The organism is uncultured Azonexus sp., assembly GCF_937982035.1.
Lineage (GTDB): Bacteria > Pseudomonadota > Gammaproteobacteria > Burkholderiales > Rhodocyclaceae > Azonexus.
The window spans coordinates 54,431-74,730 of record NZ_CALJNI010000002.1 but is presented as its reverse complement, the minus strand read 5'-3'; the positions used below and the strand labels follow the sequence as shown (position 1 = coordinate 74,730).

Annotated in this window: 11 protein-coding genes; 5 read left to right on the top strand and 6 right to left on the bottom strand. The window is 65.6% G+C overall.

Going from position 1 to position 20,300, the window contains the following annotated elements; translation table 11 throughout:
* Nucleotides 1-41: 41 nt before the first annotated feature.
* The 5 genes from Q0799_RS02100 to Q0799_RS02080 all read left to right on the top strand — a co-directional run bounded on the left by Q0799_RS02100 (nucleotide 42) and on the right by Q0799_RS02080 (nucleotide 11,307).
* On the top strand, nucleotides 42-3,023 hold the full coding sequence (locus Q0799_RS02100) for a CHASE domain-containing protein (protein WP_298393681.1): 2,982 nt from the start codon (nucleotides 42-44) through the stop codon (nucleotides 3,021-3,023).
* Nucleotides 3,024-3,194: 171 nt separating this feature from the next.
* Nucleotides 3,195-6,551, top strand: coding sequence for a DUF2126 domain-containing protein (locus Q0799_RS02095; RefSeq protein WP_298393679.1), 3,357 nt, complete (start codon nucleotides 3,195-3,197; stop codon nucleotides 6,549-6,551).
* 69 nt (nucleotides 6,552-6,620) lie between these two features.
* Complete coding sequence (locus Q0799_RS02090; protein WP_298393677.1) at nucleotides 6,621-9,143, top strand: circularly permuted type 2 ATP-grasp protein; 2,523 nt, start codon at nucleotides 6,621-6,623, stop codon at nucleotides 9,141-9,143.
* Nucleotides 9,144-9,145: 2 nt separating this feature from the next.
* Entirely contained in the window at nucleotides 9,146-10,087 is a 942-nt protein-coding gene (locus Q0799_RS02085; RefSeq protein WP_298393675.1) for a transglutaminase family protein, read from the top strand.
* Nucleotides 10,087-11,307: a TIGR03862 family flavoprotein gene (locus tag Q0799_RS02080; protein ID WP_298393673.1), complete on the top strand. Its 1,221-nt coding sequence runs from the start codon at nucleotides 10,087-10,089 to the stop codon at nucleotides 11,305-11,307. The genes Q0799_RS02085 and Q0799_RS02080 overlap by 1 nt, the downstream gene beginning before the upstream one ends.
* Here the strand turns inward: Q0799_RS02080 and Q0799_RS02075 are convergent, their stop codons facing one another.
* The 6 genes from Q0799_RS02075 to Q0799_RS02050 form a co-directional block, all read right to left on the bottom strand.
* The gene (locus tag Q0799_RS02075) at nucleotides 11,308-14,325 is read right to left on the bottom strand and encodes a CBS domain-containing protein (protein ID WP_298393671.1); all 3,018 of its coding nucleotides are present in this window, start codon (nucleotides 14,323-14,325) and stop codon (nucleotides 11,308-11,310) included.
* A complete protein-coding gene (locus Q0799_RS02070; RefSeq protein ID WP_298393669.1) occupies nucleotides 14,322-16,682 on the bottom strand; it encodes a PAS domain-containing hybrid sensor histidine kinase/response regulator in 2,361 nt (786 codons plus the stop codon). Before Q0799_RS02070 ends, Q0799_RS02075 begins: the two co-directional genes overlap by 4 nt.
* A complete protein-coding gene (locus Q0799_RS02065) occupies nucleotides 16,679-17,761 on the bottom strand; it encodes a two-component system response regulator (RefSeq protein WP_298393764.1) in 1,083 nt (360 codons plus the stop codon). Before Q0799_RS02065 ends, Q0799_RS02070 begins: the two co-directional genes overlap by 4 nt.
* A 76-nt stretch (nucleotides 17,762-17,837) precedes the next feature.
* The gene (gene rsgA / locus Q0799_RS02060) at nucleotides 17,838-18,707 is read right to left on the bottom strand and encodes a ribosome small subunit-dependent GTPase A (protein ID WP_298393667.1); all 870 of its coding nucleotides are present in this window, start codon (nucleotides 18,705-18,707) and stop codon (nucleotides 17,838-17,840) included.
* Complete coding sequence (locus tag Q0799_RS02055; RefSeq protein WP_298393665.1) at nucleotides 18,704-19,018, bottom strand: cytochrome c; 315 nt, start codon at nucleotides 19,016-19,018, stop codon at nucleotides 18,704-18,706. The genes rsgA and Q0799_RS02055 overlap by 4 nt, the downstream gene beginning before the upstream one ends.
* Nucleotides 19,015-20,265, bottom strand: coding sequence for a M48 family metallopeptidase (locus Q0799_RS02050; protein WP_298393663.1), 1,251 nt, complete (start codon nucleotides 20,263-20,265; stop codon nucleotides 19,015-19,017). The genes Q0799_RS02055 and Q0799_RS02050 overlap by 4 nt, the downstream gene beginning before the upstream one ends.
* Nucleotides 20,266-20,300: the final 35 nt, after the last annotated feature.

Below are 20,300 nucleotides of genomic sequence, written 5' to 3'. Positions count from 1 at the left end.
CGCCGCTGGGGTCGCGCCGCCGGGGTATCCTGAGTCCCGATGTGTTGCCCTGGGTCGTGCTCGGGCTGTTGCTGTCGCTGATCCTCGCCGCCTGGTATCTGGCCAGCGAAACCGCGACCCACCGCGCCAACGAACGCTTTCTCTACCGTGCCGAAAAGGAGCGTGATTACATCCACCAGCGGATGTCGGCGCATGAGCAGATATTGCGCGGGGCGGCCGCCTTTTTCGAAGCCAGCGACGAGGTCAGCCGCGATGAATGGCGGCGCTATGTCGCCCGCCTGCAACTTGGCGGAGAACTGCATGGCACGCAGGGGCTGGGTCTGGCACTGGTGATTGCTCCCGAGGCGAAGGCTGCCCATGAGGAGCGCTTGCGCGCCGACGGCATCTTGCCGCACGAAATCCGGCCGCCCGGCCAGCGCGAGCAATACAGCAGCGTCATCTACCTTGAGCCGCAGAACGAACGCAACCGGCGGGCAATCGGCTACGACATGCTGGCCGATACCGCGCGTCGCGAAGCGATGGAGCGTGCCCGCGACAGCGGGCTGCCGGCGATGACCGGCAAGTTGATTCTCAGGCAGGAACCGACGGGGCCGGAGCAGCAACCGGGTTTCCTGATCTATCTGCCGGTCTATCGAACCGATTTGCCGCGCGATACCGTCGAACAACGCCGGCGTGCGCTGCTCGGTTTTGTTTTCAGCCCCTTCCGGGCGGGCGACCTGCTCGGCAAGATCAAGGCGAGCCGCGAGATGGACGTCGATTTTGCCCTGTTCGACACGGCGGTCGCCCCGGAAAACCTGCTCTACGATTCGCTGGCAGGCGAGTCGGCGGCAGGTCGTCATGTCGTCGACCTGCCGATGGAACTTGCCGGTCACCGCTGGGTTGTCCGTTTCCGCAGCAGCCCCGAGTTCGACATGGCGTCGACCAGCCGCCTGCCGCAGAGCATCGCGGGTTACGGATTGCTGCTCGCGCTGATGATTTTCGGCCTGCTTTACGGCAATTCCCGCCACAACCGACGGATCGAAGCGATCGCGCATCGGTTGCGGGACAGCGAGCAGTCGTTGCGCAGCATCCTCGACAACACGCCGGATGCGGTTTTCATTGCCCGTCCGGATGGCTGTTACGAGTACGTCAATCAGACGGCCGGCGAACTGCTCGGCTACGCGCCGCAGGAACTCCTGAGCATGGGCATCGGCGGCTTGGACGAGGCGCACCAGCAGCTCTTCAAGCGGGTTGTTGCCGAAGGGCGTTGCTTCAGCGAAATCGAATTGCGCCGCAAGGACGGTTCGATCGCCCATGCCGAAATGAGCGCCGTCCTCCTGCCCAGCGGCAATGTGCTCGGTCTGTGCCGCGACATCGCCCGGCGCCGGCAGGCGGAGCAGGCTTTGCTTGCCGCCGAGCGCAAGTTCCGCGGCCTGATCGAGCAATCCCTGGTCGGGGTGTACATCATCCAGGATGGCTACTTTCCTTACGTCAATCCGCGTTTCGCCCAGATGTTCGGTTTTGCCAGCGCGGACGAGGTGATCGGGCGGGTTCCGGTCAGCAATCTGGTGGCGCCGGAAGCGCGGGAAACCGTCGCCGAAAACCTGCGGCGGCGGATGAGCGGCGAAGTCGAGGCGGTCAATTATTCCTTTGTCGGCTTGCGCCAGGACGGTAGCCGGCTGGATGTCGAGGTTTATGGGCGGATCATGGAACATGAAGGGCGCCCGGCCGTCATCGGCGTCCTGCTCGATGTTTCCGAACGCAAGCGGGTGGAGGCCGAACTCGAGCAGAACCGCCTGCATCTGGAAGACCTCGTCGCCGCCCGTACTAACGAACTGCGGGTCGCCAAGGATGCCGCCGAAGCCGCCAACCGGGCGAAGAGCAGCTTCCTCGCCAACATGAGCCACGAGTTGCGCACGCCGATGAATGCCATCATCGGGCTGAGCGAAATCCTCCTGCGCCGCTACGAAGATCCGGCGCTGTGCGACAAGTTGGGCAAGATTTCCGGCGCGGCCAATCACCTCCTGCACCTGGTCAACGACATCCTCGACCTGTCCAAGATCGATGCCGAGCACCTCGTGCTGGAGAACGTTCCCTTCCGTTTCGGCAGCCTGCTTGCCGATATCGACAGCCTGATCCACGACCGTCTGGAAGCTCGTCATCTGACCCTCAAGCGCCAGATCGATCCGCGTCTGGCCGGTCTGGAGCTTCTCGGTGACCCGCTGCGCCTGCAGCAGGTGCTGCTGAATCTGGTGACCAACGCCGTGAAGTTCACCGAACGGGGTGGGGTGACGATAGACCTCGGGGTCGAAGCGGAAACCCCGGATGACATCAAACTGCGCCTGAGTGTCGAGGACACCGGTATTGGCATTCCGGCCGAGGCGCTGGGGCGCATTTTCTCTCCCTTCGAGCAGGCCGACAGTTCGACCACCCGTCGCCATGGCGGCACCGGGCTCGGCCTCGCCATCTGCAAGCGGCTGGTCGAACTGATGGGCGGTTCGATCGAGGTGGCCAGTACGCCGGGCGTCGGCAGTCGCTTCAGTTTCGTGCTGCGCTTCAACAAGGCCGCCAAGCCGGCCGCCGACGCCTCGTCGATGGCGATTGCCGGCAGTGAGGCCGAGGCGCTCATCCGGCAGCGCTATCATGATCGACGCATCCTCGTCGTCGAGGACGATCCGATCAACCAGGAAGTTGCCCGGGAATTGCTGGAGACATCGCTCGGCCTCGCCGTCGACGTCGTTTCCGACGGTCGCGAGGCAGTCGAAAAGGCCGCTCAGGTCCACTATGACCTGATCCTGATGGATATCCAGATGCCGGTCATGGACGGCCTGGCGGCGACGCAGGCGATCCGTCAGCTTGCCCTGAATGCGACAACGCCGATCCTGGCGATGACCGCCAATGCCTTCGTCGATGACAGGCAGCGTTGTCTGGCCGTCGGCATGGACGATTTCATCGCCAAGCCGGTCAATCCGGATGTCCTGTTCCTGATGATCAAGCGATGGTTTGACAGGACGTCCGGTCTGGCTGGCAAAGACGATAGCTGACCGCGGTTCAGCCGGCTCAGGCGACGATGCATGCACCGTTCAGGTGCGCGCATTACGGCATCAAGCCTTCATCATGTGCGTCGCACAATTGCTGGCCTTAAGAATCAATGTCTTGCAAGCTGGTTCATGTCTTGCTTCTGAGCTTGTCAACAATCCATCCGGAGCCAGCCCGTGTCCATCCATGTCGCACTGAATCACGTCACCCATTACAGCTACGACCGCCTGATCAACCTCGGGCCGCAGATCGTCCGCCTGCGCCCCTGTCCGCATTCGCGCACGCGCATCCTGTCCTATTCGCTGAAGATCGGACCGGCGAAGCATTTCATCAACTGGCAGCAGGACCCGCAGGGCAATTACCTGGCGCGCCTGGTGTTCCCGGAAAAGGCCCGCGAATTCCGCGTCGAGGTCGACCTGGTCGCCGAAATGTCGGTGATCAATCCCTTCGACTTCTTCCTCGAACCGCACGCCGAGAAAATTCCCTTTGCCTATGTCGCCGAGGAACGCCACGAACTGGCGCCTTATCTCTACAAGGTCAATTATGGCCCGCTGTTCGACAAGTACCTGGCCGGCATCCCGCGCGAGGCGACGCGTAGCGTCGATTTCCTGGTTGCCCTCAATGCCAAGGTGCAGCGCGACATCAGCTATACGATCCGTCTCGAACCCGGCGTGCAGACGCCGGAGGAAACCCTGGAAAAGCGCTCCGGCTCCTGCCGCGACTCGGCCTGGCTGCTGGTGCAGTTGCTGCGCCATCTTGGTCTGGCCGCGCGTTTTGTGTCCGGCTACCTGATCCAGCTGACCGCTGACGTCAAATCGCTCGACGGTCCGTCGGGTCCGGAAGCCGACTTCACCGACCTGCACGCCTGGACCGAGGTGTACCTGCCGGGCGCCGGCTGGATCGGGCTCGACCCGACCTCCGGCCTGTTTGCCGGCGAAGGCCACATTCCGCTGGCGTGTACGCCGGAACCCTCGTCGGCGGCACCGGTCAGCGGCGCCATCGACAAGTGCGAAACCGAGTTCTCGCATTCGATGGGCGTCACCCGCATCTGGGAAGCGCCACGCGTGACCAAGCCGTATACCGACGAGCAATGGCTGGAGATCGAGAATCTCGGCCATCACATCGACGACGAGTTGGTGCGCATGGACGTGCGCCTGACCCAGGGTGGCGAGCCGACCTTCGTCGCCGTCGACGACCCCGACGGTGCCGAATGGAATACTGCCGCGCTCGGGCCGACCAAGCGTTTCTTCGCCGCCGAGCTGTTCCATCGCCTGCGCGACAAGTACGCCCCGAACGGCCTGATGCACTTCGGCCAGGGCAAGTGGTACCCCGGCGAGCAACTGCCGCGCTGGTCGCTGAACTGCTTCTGGCGCAAGGACGGCGAACCGATCTGGAACAACCCGGCGCTGTACGCCGACGAGCGCAAGGATTACGGCGTCACCGCCGACCAGGCCGGGCATTTCCTCAAGCGCGTCGCCAAGCGCCTGGGGGTGACCCCGGACTACGTCTTCCCCGGCTACGAGGATGTCTATTACTACATGTGGCGCGAACGGCGCCTGCCCGGCAACGTCGACCCCTTCGATTCGCGCGTGGACGATGCCATGGAGCGCGAACGCCTGATGAAGGTGTTCACCCAGGGCATGACCTACGTGGTCGGTCATACGCTGCCGATCATGAAGAACGTCTACAACGAGTGGCAGACCGGGCCGTGGTTCCTGCGTGCCGAGCGCTGTTACCTGTTCCCCGGTGATTCGGCGATGGGCTACCGCCTGCCGATCGACTCGCAACCGTGGACGGCGCAGAGCGACTATCCCTACGTCAATGTTCCGGATGCCGAAACGGCAACCGACCCGCTGGCTTCTTACGCCGCCCTGCGCGCCCGTGTCAGCGGCGAGGTCGGCGCCCGCACGCCGCAGATGCAGGATCGACGTAGTGCTGCTGCCGGCTTCGCCGCTGAAGGCAAGGGCCGGGCCTGGGAAAAGCCGACCGACACCCGCCCGGGCTTCAAGGAATCCGCCGGCTGGATCACCCGTCTGGCGATGTGTGCCGAGCCGCGCGACGGCAAGCTCTACATCTTCATGCCGCCGACGCAGACGCTCGACGACTACCTGGAGATCGTCGCCGCCGTCGAGGCCACGGCCGAAGAGATGCAGCTGCCGGTGATCATGGAAGGCTACGAGCCGCCGTCCGACCCGCGCCTGACCCATTTTCGCGTCACCCCCGACCCCGGCGTGATCGAGGTGAACATCCATCCGGCGCGGAGCTGGGACCAGCTGGTCGACCAGACCACCCACCTCTACGACGCCGCCCACGTCACCCGCCTGGCCACAGAAAAATTCATGGTCGACGGGCGCCATACCGGTACCGGCGGCGGCAACCACTTCGTGCTCGGCGGGGCGACGCCCAACGATTCGCCCTTCCTTCGTCGGCCGGACCTGTTGAAGAGCCTGGTCGCCTACTGGCACAACCATCCCAGCCTCTCCTACCTGTTCTCCGGCCTGTTCATCGGCCCGACCAGCCAGGCGCCGCGGGTGGACGAAGCGCGCAACGACAGCCTCTACGAGCTGGAAATCGCCTTCAAGCAGATTCCGCCGGCCGGCCAGAACGTGCCGCCCTGGCTGATCGACCGCATCCTGCGCAACCTGCTCACCGATGTCACCGGCAACACGCACCGTTCCGAGTTCTGCATCGACAAGCTGTACTCGCCCGACGGCCCGACCGGCCGCCTCGGCCTGCTCGAACTGCGCGCCTTCGAAATGCCGCCGCACGCACGCATGTCGCTGGCCCAGCAACTGCTGCTGCGGGCGCTGATTGCCCGCTTCTGGAACGAACCCTACAGCCCGCAACGCCTGGCCCGCTGGGGCACCGAACTGCACGACCGGTTCATGCTGCCGCATTTCGTCGAGCAGGATTTCAGCGACGTGATGGAAGAAATGAGCGCCGCCGGCTATCCGTTCAAGCACGAGTGGTTCGCCCCGCATTTCGAGTTCCGCTTCCCGAAATACGGCGATTTCGCGGTCAAGGGCATCGCCTTCGAACTGCGCCACGCGCTCGAACCCTGGCACGTCATGGGCGAGGAGGGCTCGGCCGGCGGAGCCGTCCGTTACGTCGATTCCTCGGTCGAGCGGGTCCAGGTCAAGGTCACCGGCATGGCGCCGGACCGCTACATCCTGACCTGCAACGGCGAGCCGGTGCCGCTGACCGATACCGGCCGCAACGGCGAGTTCGTCGCCGGGGTCCGCTATCGGGCCTGGCAGCCGGCGTCCTGCCTGCATCCGACCATCGGCGTGCATGCGCCGCTGGTGTTCGACATCGTCGATACCTGGATGCAGCGCTCGCTCGGCGGTTGCCAGTACCACGTCGCGCACCCGGGCGGACGCAGTTTCGACACCTTCCCGGTCAATGCCTTCGAGGCGGAGAGCCGTCGTCTTGCCCGTTTCTTCCGCTTCGGCCACACGCCGGGGCGGATCGAGGTCAAGGCACCGCAGGTCAGCGCCGAGCACCCGTTTACGCTAGACTTGCGCCGTTTCTAACCGGTTGGGCGACGGATTTCCGTCGCCAGCCGAACGACAGGCCGGTAGCGGCCTGTTTCTTTTCCTGCCATGGCCCGTACACTGCTCGCCATCTATCCGCATAGTGCCCGCCGCTACGACGAAATGTTGATGGCGGATGGAGACGTGCGCCCGCACTGGCGGCGATTCTTCAACCACCTGGACGCGGTGTCGCCGGAAGACATGCACCAGCGGCTGGATTTCGCCGACCGGCGCATCCTGGAAAACGGCGTCACCTACAACGTCTATGCCGACCCGAACGGCGCCGACCGGCCGTGGGTGCTCGATCCGGTGCCGCTGATCATCCCGCCCGACGAATGGGCCGAGATTTCCGCTGCCGTGGCCCAGCGCGCGGCCCTGCTCAACGCCATCCTGGCCGATTTGTACGGCCCCCAGACCTTGCTCGCCAAGGGCCTGCTGCCGCCGGCGCTGGTCTATGGCCAGCACGGCTACCTGTGGCCGTGCCAGGGCATCCAGCCGCCGGGCGGCGTCTGGCTCCATCATTACGCCGTCGACCTGGCGCGCTCGCCGAACGGGCGCTGGTGGGTCATCGCCGACCGTACGCAAGCGCCGTCGGGGGCCGGCTACGCGCTGGAAAACCGGCTGGTGGTCTCGCGCGTCTTCCCGGAAATGTTCCGCGACCTGCACGTGCAGCATCTGGCCGATTTCTTCCGCGACCAGCAGGAAGGCCTGACCGCGCTGGCGCCGCTCGATCCGGGCGAGCAGCCGCACATCGTGCTGCTGACGCCGGGGCCGTACAACGAAACCTATTTCGAACACGCCTACCTCGCCCGTTACCTCGGTTTTCCGCTGGTCGAGGGCCAGGATCTGACGGTGCGCGGCGATACCGTGTTCCTGAAAACCCTGCGCGGCCTCAAGCGGGTGCATGTGATCCTGCGCCGTCAGGACGACGATTACTGCGACCCGCTCGAACTGCGCGGCGATTCGGCACTCGGCATCCCCGGCCTGATCAACGTCGCCCGGGCCGGCCGGGTGACGATTGCCAACGCGCTCGGCAGCGGCTTGCTGGCGTCCGGCGCATTGATGGGCTTCCTGCCGGCGATCTGTCGCGAACTGCTCGGCGAAAAGCTGGCCATGCCGTCGGTGGCGACCTGGTGGTGCGGCGAGAAACCGGCGCTGGAGTTCGTCAAGGAAAACTTCGACGATCTGGTGATCAAGCCGGCCTACCCGACCCAGCGCATGGAGCCGGTATTCGGTCATGAACTGGAGGGCGAGGCGCGCGAGGAAATGCTGCGCCGGATCGAAGCCCGGCCGCATGCCTATGTCGCTCAGGAAATGGTCAATCTGGCGCAGGCGCCGACCTGGAGCCGCGCCCACGAGCGCCGCCTGATCGCCCGGCCGGTCGGTCTGCGCGCCTACGCCGCGGTCAATGGCGACGGCGAGTATTCGGTCATGCCCGGCGGCCTGACCCGCGTCGCCCAGGGGGCCGGCGCGCGCATCATCTCGATGCAGCGCGGCGGCGCCTCGAAGGACACCTGGGTGCTGACCAACGGCCCGGTCAGCGAATTCACGCTGCTCAAGCCCTCGTTCGGCGTCCGCGATCTGGTTCGTGCCGGCGCCAACCTGACGTCGCGCGTGGTCGAGAACCTGTTCTGGCTCGGCCGTTATTCCGAGCGCTTCGACGACAGCGCCCGCCTGCTGCGCGTGGCCCTGGCGCGTCTGGTCGATGTCGGCGGCGAGAAAACCCAGGCCGTTGCGTCGGTACTCGAACTGGCCGAACGACTCGGCGTCCTGCCGACGCCCGAGGAAGACAACGAAATCGGCGAGGGCAGCGAGCACGCGCTGCTCGAAGCCATCTACGACCCGGAGCAGCCGGGTAGCCTGGCCGGCAACATCCGCAGCCTGATGTGGTCGGCCTCGCATGTGCGCGAACGCCTGTCGCTCGACCACTGGCAGTCGCTGAACCGGCTGTTGCGCGAACAGCAGGGGGCGCAGAAAAAGCACCCGACGCTGACCGAGGCGATTGCCTTCCTCGATAGCGTGTTGCTGGTTTCGTCCTCGCTCAACGGCTTTGCCATGGACAACATGACCCGCGACGACGGCTGGCGTTTCCTGATCATCGGCCGTCGCCTGGAGCGCTTGTCCTTCCTGGCACGCGGTGTCGCCGACTTCCTGCGCATGGAATCGGCGCGCGGCCAGGGCTGCCTCGAATGGCTGCTGGAAATGGCCGATTCGATCATTACCTACCGCTCGCGTTACTCGCGCCAAGCCGAACTGTTGCCGGTCATCGACCTGCTTGTCTTCGACGAGAGCAATCCGCATGGGGTCAGCTTCCAGACCAACGTGCTCGGCCGTTACCTCGAACGCATGGCCAGCGAACTCGGCGCCGATTACGACCAGCGCCTGAGTCAGGCCGTCGAGCGCCTGCGTGCCTTCGACCTGGGCAAGCTGGAGCACCTGCAGTTCAACCAGTGCCGCAGCTGCGCGCCGTGCGAGGAGCTGGCCACGCTGCTGCTCGACCTCGATGCGGCGGCAGCCTACCTGTCGGACGGCCTTGGCATGCGCTACTTCACCCACGTCGGCGACATCAGCCGGCAGACCATGGCGCTGTAAGCATGGAACCGGTCCGCTACCACGTCCTGCACGAAACCAGCTACGACTATGGCAGCCCGATTTCGCTGTCGCAGCAGCAACTGCACCTGTCGCCGCGTTTCCTGCCCTGGCAGCTGGTGCATGAACAGCGTATCGACATCGAGCCGCCGCCGACCTGGCGCCGCGACGGCCTGGATGCCTTCGGCAATCCGGTAAGCTGGATTTCCTTCCATGCGCCGCACGAAAGCCTGCGCATCCGGTCGACGATGAACATTGCGATCCTGTCGCACATGCCCGACGCCGCCCAGCTTGAGGCCTCGATGCCCTGGGAGGAACTGCGCGAGCGCCTGGCCTACGATGCCCAGCCGCCGCAGCCGGAAGATCTCGAAGCCGTGCGTTTCCTGTTCGAGAGCCCGCACGTCCGCGTCAAGCATGAACTGGCGCAATACGCAGCCGACTGTTTCCCGGCGGGCACGCCGGTGCTGGTCGGGGCGCACAATCTGATGACAAAGATTTTCGAGGAATTCGAGTTCGACCCGGAGGCAACGACGGTATCGACACCGGTACTCGAGGTGCTGGAGAACAAGCGTGGCGTCTGTCAGGACTTCGCCCACCTGATGATTGCCTGCCTGCGCGCCCTCGGCCTGTCGGCGCGCTATGTCAGCGGTTACCTGCTGACCCGGCCGCCCCCCGGCAAGCCGCGCCTGATCGGTGCCGATGCCTCGCATGCCTGGGTGTCGGTATATGCGCCGGGCACCGCGGACAACTGGGTCGATTTCGATCCGACCAACAATCTCCTGCCCGATACCGAGCACATCACGCTGGCCATCGGCCGTGATTTTTCAGACATTTCGCCGCTGCGCGGCATCATCCTCGGCGGTGGCAGTGCCGAGCCGGAAGTCGCCGTGACCGTGGTCCCGCTCGACGAAGAGGAAATTCCGGAAGCCCTGCGGGTCGTCGACTGATGCGCCGGCGGGCCGTCATCGTCGGCGGCGGGCCGGCCGGCCTGATGGCCGCCGAGCGCCTGGCAGCCCAGCCGGGGATCGAAGTCGATGTCTTCGACGCCATGCCCTCGCTGGGGCGGAAATTCCTGATTGCCGGCGTCGGCGGCATGAACATCACCCATGCCGAAGCCATGCCCGATTTCATTGCCCGTTATGGCGCACGGGCTGCCCAGATCGCGCCGCTGCTCGACGATTTCGGGCCGCAGGCGGTGCGCGACTGGATTCACGGTCTGGGCATTGAAACCTTCGTCGGTAGTTCCGGGCGGGTTTTTCCCCGGGAAATGAAGGCCGCGCCGCTGCTGCGTGCCTGGCTGCACCGTCTGCGCGGGCAGGGCGTGCGTTTCCACGTCCGGCATCGCTGGCAGGGCTGGGATGCGGCCGGGCACTTACGCTTCTTGACCCCGGCCGGTGAGGTCATGTGCGCCGCCGACGTCACGCTCCTGGCACTGGGCGGCGGCAGCTGGGCCAAGCTCGGTTCCGACGGACGCTGGGTCGAGGTGCTGGCCGGGCGGGATATTCCGGTGGCGCCTCTGCGTCCGGCCAATTGCGGTTTCGATGTGGCCTGGAGCGAACATTTCCGCCAGCGTTTCGCCGGCCATCCGGTCAAACCGGTGGTCGGCGAATGCGGCGGTCTGCGTCAGCAAGGCGAATTCAACATCACCGAGCAGGGGATCGAGGGCGGGCTGGTCTATGCATTGTCGGCACCGCTGCGCGATGCGCTCGATGCCGGTGCGTCCGCACACCTGGTGCTCGACCTGGCACCGGGGCGCAGCCGGGAGCGCCTGCAGTCCGACCTGGCCCGGCCGCGCGGGCGCGATTCGCTGGCGAAGCATCTGCGCCGTTGTGCCGGTATCGAGGGGGTCAAGGCCGGGCTGCTGCACGAATTCTGTCCGCCGCCGGTGCTCGGCGATCCCGTTGCCCTGGCCGCGGCGATCAAGGCGCTGCCGCTGCCGGTCAGGGCTACCCGACCGCTCGACGAGGCGATCAGCAGTGCCGGCGGCGTCCGTTTCGAGGGGCTGGACGCGGCCCTGATGTCGCTGACCTGCCCCGGGCTTTTCCTGGCCGGCGAAATGCTGGACTGGGAGGCGCCGACCGGCGGTTATCTGCTGACCGCCTGCCTGGCCAGCGGTTACCGCGCCGGCAACGGCGCCGTTGCCTGGTTGTCGCGCCAGCCGGCCTGATCAATCGAGTCGGGCCAGGGCCTGCGCCAGCAGCTCGGCTGCGGCGCCAAAGTCGAAATCGGCGATCTGCCGCTCGAAGCGGGGAAAGTCCTCGCCCAGCAGTTGGCGCAGGACGGCACCATCGGTTTGCAGGCGGGCCTGGGCCGAGAAATCGCAATCCTGGAGTTGCCGGGTCAGACTGGCCAATTGCTGGCGCACTTCGCTGGCGGCCATGTTCAACTTCGGCTGGCTGGGCTGGACGGACGGCGGCGCCAGTTCGAGCGCAGCGTGCAGTTGCCGGTACTGCTGCTCGCAGTCGGCGATGAGGCGGAGGATTTCATCGTTTGGCCGTGTCTGGCGGATGGCGTGGTCGACGTCGGCCGCACTCTGGAACACCGCACTGGCGCCAAGCGTCGCCGCCGCGCCCTTGAGCGAATGCGCCAGCCGCCGGGCTTCCTCGTTTTCCCCCCGGGCCAGCAATTCGCGCATGCGCGCGAAGTCGCCGGTGTGATTGTCGGCCAGGCTGCTCAGCAAACGGCGATAGGTCGACAGTTTGCCGCGCACGGCGTGCAGGCCGGCCTTGAGATCGAGGCCGGGGATGCGCGAGAGTTGTTCGAGCTGCGCCGCCTCATCGTCGGCGGCGGGCGGCGGCGAGCCGGCCGGGAGCGTCTTGCCGGCTTCCAGGTCGGCGCGTTTTAGGGTCACCGAGAACCAGAATTCGCTGCCTTCGCCCAGGTGACTGTTCACGCCTATCCTGCCGTCCATCATTTCGGCCAGGCGGCGGCTGATCACCAGCCCGAGGCCGACGCCGCCGTGCCGGCGGGTGGTCGAACTGTCGCCCTGCTCGAAGGGATTGAACAGGCGCGGCACGAGATCGGCCGGAATGCCGATGCCGGTGTCGCGGATCGAGAAACGCAGCGTGATCGAGCGGGACTCGCTGGCCTGCGCATCGACCGACAGGGCGATGCTGCCTTGGTCGGTGAACTTGACGGCGTTGGACAGCAGTTGCTGCAGGATCTGCCTCAGGTAACCGGGATCGCCACAAAGGCGCGCCGGAACCTCCGGGGCAAGGTGGTGCACGAAATCCAGCCCCTTGCTGTGCGCCTGTTCGGCGAACGGCTGGCAGGTTTCGGTCAGCAGGTCGGCCAGCGAGAAATCGGCGTTCGCCGGTTTCTGGGTGCCCGATTCCAGGCGCGACAGATCGAGAATGTCGTTGAGCAGCTGCATCAGCTGGTTGGCAGCGTCGGCAATCCGGCCCAGGCGCTCGTCGTCGTGATCGCGCTGGAGCAGGTGGGTCAGCCCGAGGATGGCGTTCATCGGGGTGCGGATTTCATGGCTCATGTTGGCCAGGAAACTGCTTTTCGCCCGGCTGGCCGACTCGGCTTCTTCCTTGGCATGCTGCAGTTGCTGGGTCCGTTGTTCGACCAGGCTTTCGAGTTCGGCACGGTAACGCGCCAGTTCCTGCTGGTCGCGCTTGCGCTCGGTGATGTCCTCCTCGATGGCCAGGTAATGAGTGACCTGGCCGTCGGCCTGGCGAACCGGGGAAATGATCGCGTAGGCGTTGTACAGGGTGCCGTCCTTGCGCCGGTTGATGAATTCGCCCCGCCACAGGTCGCCGCCGCGCAAGGATTGCCACAGGGCCTGCGGCGTTTCCGGCGGCGTCTGCTCGGATTTCAGGAAACGCGGATTGCGACCGATGGCTTCTTCCGGCTGGTAGCCGGTGCAGGTGACGAAGGCGCGGTTCACGTATTCGATGTTGCCTTCGGCGTTGGCAATGACCACGCTGTGCGGGCTTTGCTCGATGGCCAGGGACAACTGGCGCAGGCTGGCTTCGTTGGCGGCCATGGCGCGGCGCTGGCTGATGTCGGCAAGGATGCCGCTGGCCATCGTCACCCGCTCGTCGCCGTTGCGCTCGGTGATGCTGCCGCGGTCCTCGACCCACAACCAGCCTTTGGCGGCATGGCGAACCCGGTATTCCAGGCGGTGCTGGGCACTGCTGCCGTCGAGCAGGGCAGCGAACGAGCGGTCGTAGGCGGCCCGGTCGTCGGGATGGATGCGTTCGCGCCATTGGAGCATGGACTTCGGCTGGGTGGTCGCGGCCTCGCCGAACAGGTTGTACAGGCTGTCGCTGCAGTGAAAGTGGTCGTTGCCCGGACGATACTCCCAGGCGCCGGCACCGGCGGCGGCCAGGGCAAAGTCGAGCTGGGTCTGCAGGCGCTGCCGGTCGCGTTCCTCGCAGAGACGGATCAGGGCGGCTTCCATCTCGTGCAGGGCCAGTTGCTCGAACAGTCGCTGCTGGCTGACCATGCCGGCGAGCCGGCCGCCCTTGTCGAGAACCAGCATGTGTCTGACCCGGTGCGTGGCCATCGCGGCCAGGGCGTCGCTGACCGAGCTGTCGATGTCGACGCTAAGCAAGGGGGTGGTCATTGCCTCGGCCAGCGCAATGTCGCTGGCCGCCTGCCCGCGGTTGAGCAGGCGGGGAATGTCGCGTTCGGTCAGGATGCCTTGCGGAACGCCGTTGGCGGAGCACAGCACGTAGTCCGTCGTATTGGTCAGCATGCGGGCCAGCGCTTCGCTCAGCGGCGTATCGGGCGGAAGCTGGGGCATCTCCCTGTCCATCGCGCTGGTCAGGCTTTGCAGGTGCCTGAAAGCCAGCGCGCCGAGATGGCGGCGGAAGTCGGTTTCGCTGACGATGCCCGTCGTCCGGCCGTCGGCAGCCAGCACCACCAGATGGCGGATGCGATGCGTGTCGAGCAGTTTGCGGGCAGCCAGCAGGTCAAGTCCCGGGGGCGCAGTGATCAGCGGGCTGGACATCAGTTCGCTGATCGGCGTGTTTCCGGGCAGGCGCCAGTGCAGGGCGCGCAGCAGGTTGCTTTCGGTGACGATGCCGCTGGCGCCTTCCCGGCTGCCGACCAGCAGGCTGGAAATGCCGGCCTCGCTCATGATCCGGGCAGTTTCGGCAAGCGGGGTGGACGGTTCGACGATACGGACGTCGGTCGTCATGATGTCCGCCAGGGTCATGGGAAAACGCGGGGTCATGAGTGTCTCGGATGTTCCTGTTGGTAGTGCTGGATACCGGCGCAGGTCTGCTTCAAGGCGTCGACCAGATCGGCAAACAATGGTTCGGGATCTCCGGCCGGACTGCCGGGCAGCAGGGCGTCGTTGAGGGCGCAGGCGGCGGCGTGGATGCGCCAGAGGCCGAGCGTGCCGGCCACCCCCTTGAGATTGTGGGCCAGTTGTCGGGCATCCTGCAGTCGGTTCTCCCGGCGTGCGGCTTCGAGGATTTCGTCGTCGTGACCGTGGCCGGCGATGAAGCTGTCGAGCAGACGCCGGTAGTTGTCGATCCGGTTGCGTACGGCACGCATGGCTTGCTCCATGTCCACCCAGTGCTGGGCAGCGAGCGCGGCCTTTTCGTCGTCCGCCGGCGGGGCATGTGTCACGGGTTGCCGGGCGGCATGCAGCGGCATCCATTTGGCGATCGAGGCGTACAGGTTGTCGGGGTTGACCGGCTTGGCGATGTGGTCGTTCATGCCGGCTTCCAGACAACGTTTGCGGTCTTCGCCGAAGGCGTTGGCGGTCATCGCCAGGATCGGCGTGAGGCAACCGTCGGCGCGCAGCTTGCGGGTCGCTTCGAGACCGTCCATGACCGGCATCTGCATGTCCATCAGGATCAGGTCGTAGGTGTTGCCCAGGCAGAGTTCGATTGCTTCCGCGCCGTTGGTGGCGACGTCGATGGTGAAACCGACATCTTCGAGCAGTTCGCGGGCGACTTCCTGGTTGATCGGGTTGTCCTCGACCAGCAGGATGTGCGGCGATGCCTGGAACTGGCGGAGCTGGATTGCGGCGCCGGCATCGCTGGCGGCGGTGTCGCCAGCGTCGCCCTGGCCGGGCTGCAGGCGGGCGGTGAACCAGAAGTTGCTGCCGACGCCGGGCGTGCTGTCCACCCCGGTGTCGCCGCCCATCAACTGAGCCAGGTGACGGGCGATGGCCAGGCCGAGGCCGGTGCCGCCATAGCGCCGGGTCGTCGAGTCGTCGGCCTGTTCGAAGGCCTGGAACAGGCGCGCCTGCTGTTCCGGCGTGATGCCGATGCCGGTGTCGCGGACCGCGAAGCGGACCAGCAGGCCGCTGTTGTCCCGGTCGACCAGGTCGACCTCGACGCGGATGCTGCCGTGCTCGGTGAATTTGGCCGCATTGGTGAGGAAATTGAGCAGGATCTGCCCGAGCCGCAAGGGGTCGCCGTGCAGTACCTCGGGCAGCGCCGGATCGATGTGGCAGGAGAATTGCAGGCCGCGCGAGCGGACCCGGTCGACGATCAGGGTCGAGGTGTTGTCGATGATCTGCTGCAGGCGGAAATCGCTGGGCGCCAGGACCAGTTTGCCGGCTTCGATTTTCGAGATGTCGAGAATCTGGTTGATGATCGCCAGCAGGTGGTGGGCGGCGTCCTGGACCTTGGCCAGGCGATCGAGCATTCCCGGGTCGCCGGTCTGCCGGGTGGCCAGGTGGGTGAGGCCGATGATGGCGTTCATCGGCGTGCGAATTTCGTGGCTCATGTTGGCCAGGAAGGCGCTCTTGGCGCGGTTCGCTTCCTCGGCCGCATCGCGGGCGCTGGCCAGTTCGCGGGTGCGTTCGGCGACCAGCTCTTCGAGGTGCAGACGGTAACGTTCCAGTTCCCGGTTGGCCTGGCGCTGTTTTTCCTCGCGCTCGATCAGGGCGCGGGCATCGGCCAGGCGGCGGGAAATGTCGGTGATGAAGACGATCAGGTAGCGCTTGCCGTCGACGCGGATGATTTCGGCCGACAGGCTGATGTCGCGTCGCTGGCCGTTGGTGCCGACGCCGATGCTTTCGTAGTCGATGATGTGGCCGTCGCGCTCGAGGATGGCGAGCATCCGTTCCCGGTCTTCCGGTTGGCCCCACAACCCGGCTTCGAGCGTCGTCTTGCCGAGGAGGTCTTCACGGGTCCAGTGGTATTCCTGCAGCATGCGCTCGTTGACATCGACCAGGCGGCCGTCTTCCAGGCGAGTGATGCAGGCGGCGACCGGTGCGGCCTGGAAGGCCACGGCATAGCGGGCCAGGGTCTCGCTCTCTTCCTTGAGCGCCAGCAACATGTTGTGCTCGTTTTCGCGGGCTGCCTGCAGTGCCTGGTGGGCAGCGGCGAGTTCGCCGAACTTGCGGCGCATCAGGTAGTAGAGCAGGCCGGCGGTGATTGCGATGTAGAACCAGCCCTTGAGCAGGTTGACCAGTGCGCGTTCCTGTTCGCCGGCGATCAGCCAGTTGACGGCGAGATCACTGAACAATATCCAGCACGCGCCGAAGGCCATGTACCACAGGACCACCTTCTGGGTCGCCCGGGCGTATCCGGGGTCTTTCGTGGCCTGTGTCGCCTGGACAGGACTCATTCGGCGTAGGCGGCGGCGATGCGTTTGAAGGTTTCGAATTCGCTGACGAAGGCGGTGACCACATCGGGGTCGAAGTGAGTGCCGCTGCCGGCGACAATGATCCGGTAGGCTTCTTCCATCGGCATTGCCGGCTTGTAGACGCGGGCGCAGATCAGCGCATCGAAGACGTCGGCGAGCGCCATCAGGCGCGCGGAGATGGGGATTTCATCGCCGGCCAGGGCGCCGGGATAGCCGCTGCCATCCCATTTTTCGTGATGGCAGCGGGCGATTTCCTGGGCGATGCGCAGGAATTCCACCGGTCGCGCCGAGTCGGCTTCGGCCTGGGCGATGGCCTGGGCGCCGATTTCGGCGTGGGTTTTCATGATTTCCCATTCTTCCGGCGTCAGCTTGCCGGGTTTGAGCAGGATGTGATCGGGAATGCCGACCTTGCCGATATCGTGCAGCGGTGCCGACTGCGCCAGCGCATCGATGGTGCGGCGGTCGAGATAGGCGCTGAAGCGGGGGTGATGCTGCAGGGCATTGGCAAGTGTGCGCACGTATTCCTGGGTGCGGCGCAGGTGGTTGCCGGTTTCCGGGTCACGCGTTTCCGCCAGGTGGGCGAGGGCGTGGATACTGACTTCCTGGATCAGCTGGTTTTCCGCCATGCGCCGGGCGACTTCCTTTTCCAGGAAGGCATTGTGGTCGCTGAGCATGTCGCGGGCCCGCTTGAGTTCGAGCTGGGTGCGCACGCGGGCGAGCACGATGGCCGGCCGGATCGGCTTGGTGATGTAGTCCACCGCCCCGCAGTCGAGTCCGCGCTCCTCGTCGTCGGTGCCGTCCATCGCCGTGACGAAGATCACCGGAATGTCCCGGGTCGTGGCGACGCTGCGCAATTCGGCGAGCACGTCGTAACCATCCATGCCCGGCATCATCACGTCGAGCAGGATCAGGTCCGGCGGCGGGTTCGCATTGGCGATCTGCAGTGCACGCTGCCCCGAGTTGGCCGCCCGGACGTGGTAAATCGGCTGCAAAAGTTCGCCGAGGACGCTGAGGTTCTCGGGAACGTCGTCGACGATCAGGATGGTCGGCTGCGCTTGAATCTCGGTTCTCCCGCCAGGGCAGTGGTTGTAGGGGGATTATGGCCCGTGCGGCCGGTTCTGGCTACTGCCCTTTTATTCAGGGCGCCGGCTCGAGGCCGACCAGCCGGCGATAGCTGGCGAAACGGCTCTTGTCCACGGTGCCGGATTCGACGGCCGGGCGCAGCGCGCAGTCCGGCTCGCGGTCGTGCCGGCAGTCGCGGAAGCGGCATTGGCCCAGGTAAGGACGGAATTCGCGGAAGGCGTACTCGATCTCGCCCCGGCCTAGGTGGCCGAGGCCGAATTCCTGCAGGCCGGGCGAGTCGATCAGGTGGCTGTCGGCGTCGAGGTGGTAGAGCGTGGCGTGGGTCGTCGTGTGCTTGCCGGAATCGAGCGCCTGCGAGATTTCGCGGGTGGCGGCGCGGGCTTCCGGGATCAGGGCGTTGACCAGTGTCGATTTGCCCATGCCCGACTGGCCGACCAGCACGCTGGTCCGGCCCTGCAGGTGGGGGCGCAGGTCGTCGGCGTGGTGCAAGGCCGACAGTTCGAGTACGCGGTAGCCGAGGGCGGTGAAAACGGCGGTCTGGCGCCGGGCTTCGGCCAGGCGGTCGGTGAGGTCGCACTTGTTGAGGGCGATCAGGACTTCGATGTCCTCGCTTTCGGCGGCGATCAGGGCGCGGGTCACCAGGTCGTCGGAGAAGGCCGGTTCGCTGGCGACAACGACGACCAGCTGGTCGACGTTGGCGGCGATCAGCTTCTGGCGGATTTCGTTGGAACGGTAGAGCAGGCTGCGCCGCGGCAGGATCTTTTCGATCACGCCCTGGTCGGCCGAACTGCGGGCGAACTCGACCTCGTCACCGCAGGCGACTTCGCTTTTCTTGCCGCGCGGAAAGCAGGGCAGGCGCGTGCCGTCCCCGGTCTCGACGATGTATTGCCGACCGTGGGCGGCGACGACCCGGCCGTGCATCATTCCTTGAAGTGGTAGTAGGTCTGGTTCAGGTAGGCAGCGACTTCGGCTTCCTCTTCCGGAAACCAGCCGGTGTTCATCTGGGCGTTGCAGGCAGCGGTCCGTTGCAGGATGTCGAGCTTGGTCGACAGCATGCGTCCCTGGCGGGTGTAGATGGTGCTGCCGTCGCCGCCGTACATCTTGGCATGGCAGGCCACGCACTGGGCATCGTGCTTGGCCTGGCCGGCCTTGGCGTCGGCGTTGCCCCACGGGTCGGCGGCGAAGGCCGGAAAGGACAGCAGGGCGGCGGCGAGCATCGGGCTGGTCGTTTTCATGCGCTTGTCTCCTGGTGTTGCAGTCGTCCGATGCGCTGGGCGGCTGGTGGGTGGGAATCGTGGAACAGCGAGTGTAGCGGGTCCGGCGTCAGTGTCGAGGCATTGTCGTCGTAGAGCTTGACCAGGGCATGCACCAGATCGTTGGCCGAGGCATGTTCGGCGGCGTAGGCATCGGCTTCGAACTCGTGCTTGCGCGAGAACTGGCTGGACAGCGGGGTCAGCGGGAACAGGAAGACCGGCACCACCAGAAAGAACAGGATCAGCGCCAGCGCAGTACTCTGCGCCGGCACGCCGAGGCCGGCGTAGAACCAGGGGGCGTCGATCAACTGACCGAGCAGCCAGAGGAAGGCGAGCGAGACCGAGAACACCAGCACGATGCGCTGGACGATGTGACGCTTGCGGAAATGGCCGAGTTCATGCGCCAGCACGGCTTCGATTTCGGCCGGGCTGAGGCGTTCGAGCAGGGTGTCGAAGAAGACGATGCGCTTGTTGTTGCCGAAACCGGTGAAATAGGCGTTGCCATGGCTGGAGCGCTTCGATCCGTCCATCACGAATAAGCCGCTGCTGCGGAAACCGCAACGCTTGAGCAGGGCTTCGATGCGGGTTTTCATCTCGCCGTCGGGCAAGGGTGTGAACTTGTTGAACAGCGGCGCGATCCAGGTCGGGTAGACGAACAGCACGAGCAGGTTGAAGGCGCTCCAGAACAGCCATACCCACAGCCACCAGAGGTTGCCCATTGCGCTCATCAGCCACAGCACGACGGCGATCACCGGGGCGCCGATGGCCAGCCCGAGCAGCGTCTGCTTGACGAGGTCGGAGACGAACAGGGCCGGCGTCATGCGGTTGAAACCGTGGCGCGCCTCGATGACGAACTGGCTGTACAGCGACAGCGGCAGGTCGATCACCGCGGAAATCAGCATCACGGCGAGAATCATGGCCAGGCCGTAGGCAATGCCTTCGAGGTGTGCCGACCAGAAGTCGTGCAGCCAGGCCAGGCCGCCGCCGAGCGTGAAGGCGAGCAGTACCGCTGTCTCGACGACGGTGGCCAGCATCGCCGCCTTGCTGCGGTCGATGGTGTAGCTGGCGGCCTTTTCGTGGGAAGCCGGCGTGATGCGCTCGGCGAATTCCGCGGGAACCCGTGTCCGGTGCGCGGCGACGTGGCGGATGTGGCGCAACTTCAGCCACAGGCGGGTGAGCACGGTCAGGCTCAGGATGCAAAGGAAAAAGAGGGTGAAATTCTCGGTCACGGGCGGATGTCGGGGAAGCTGTGAGAAAATGGCGT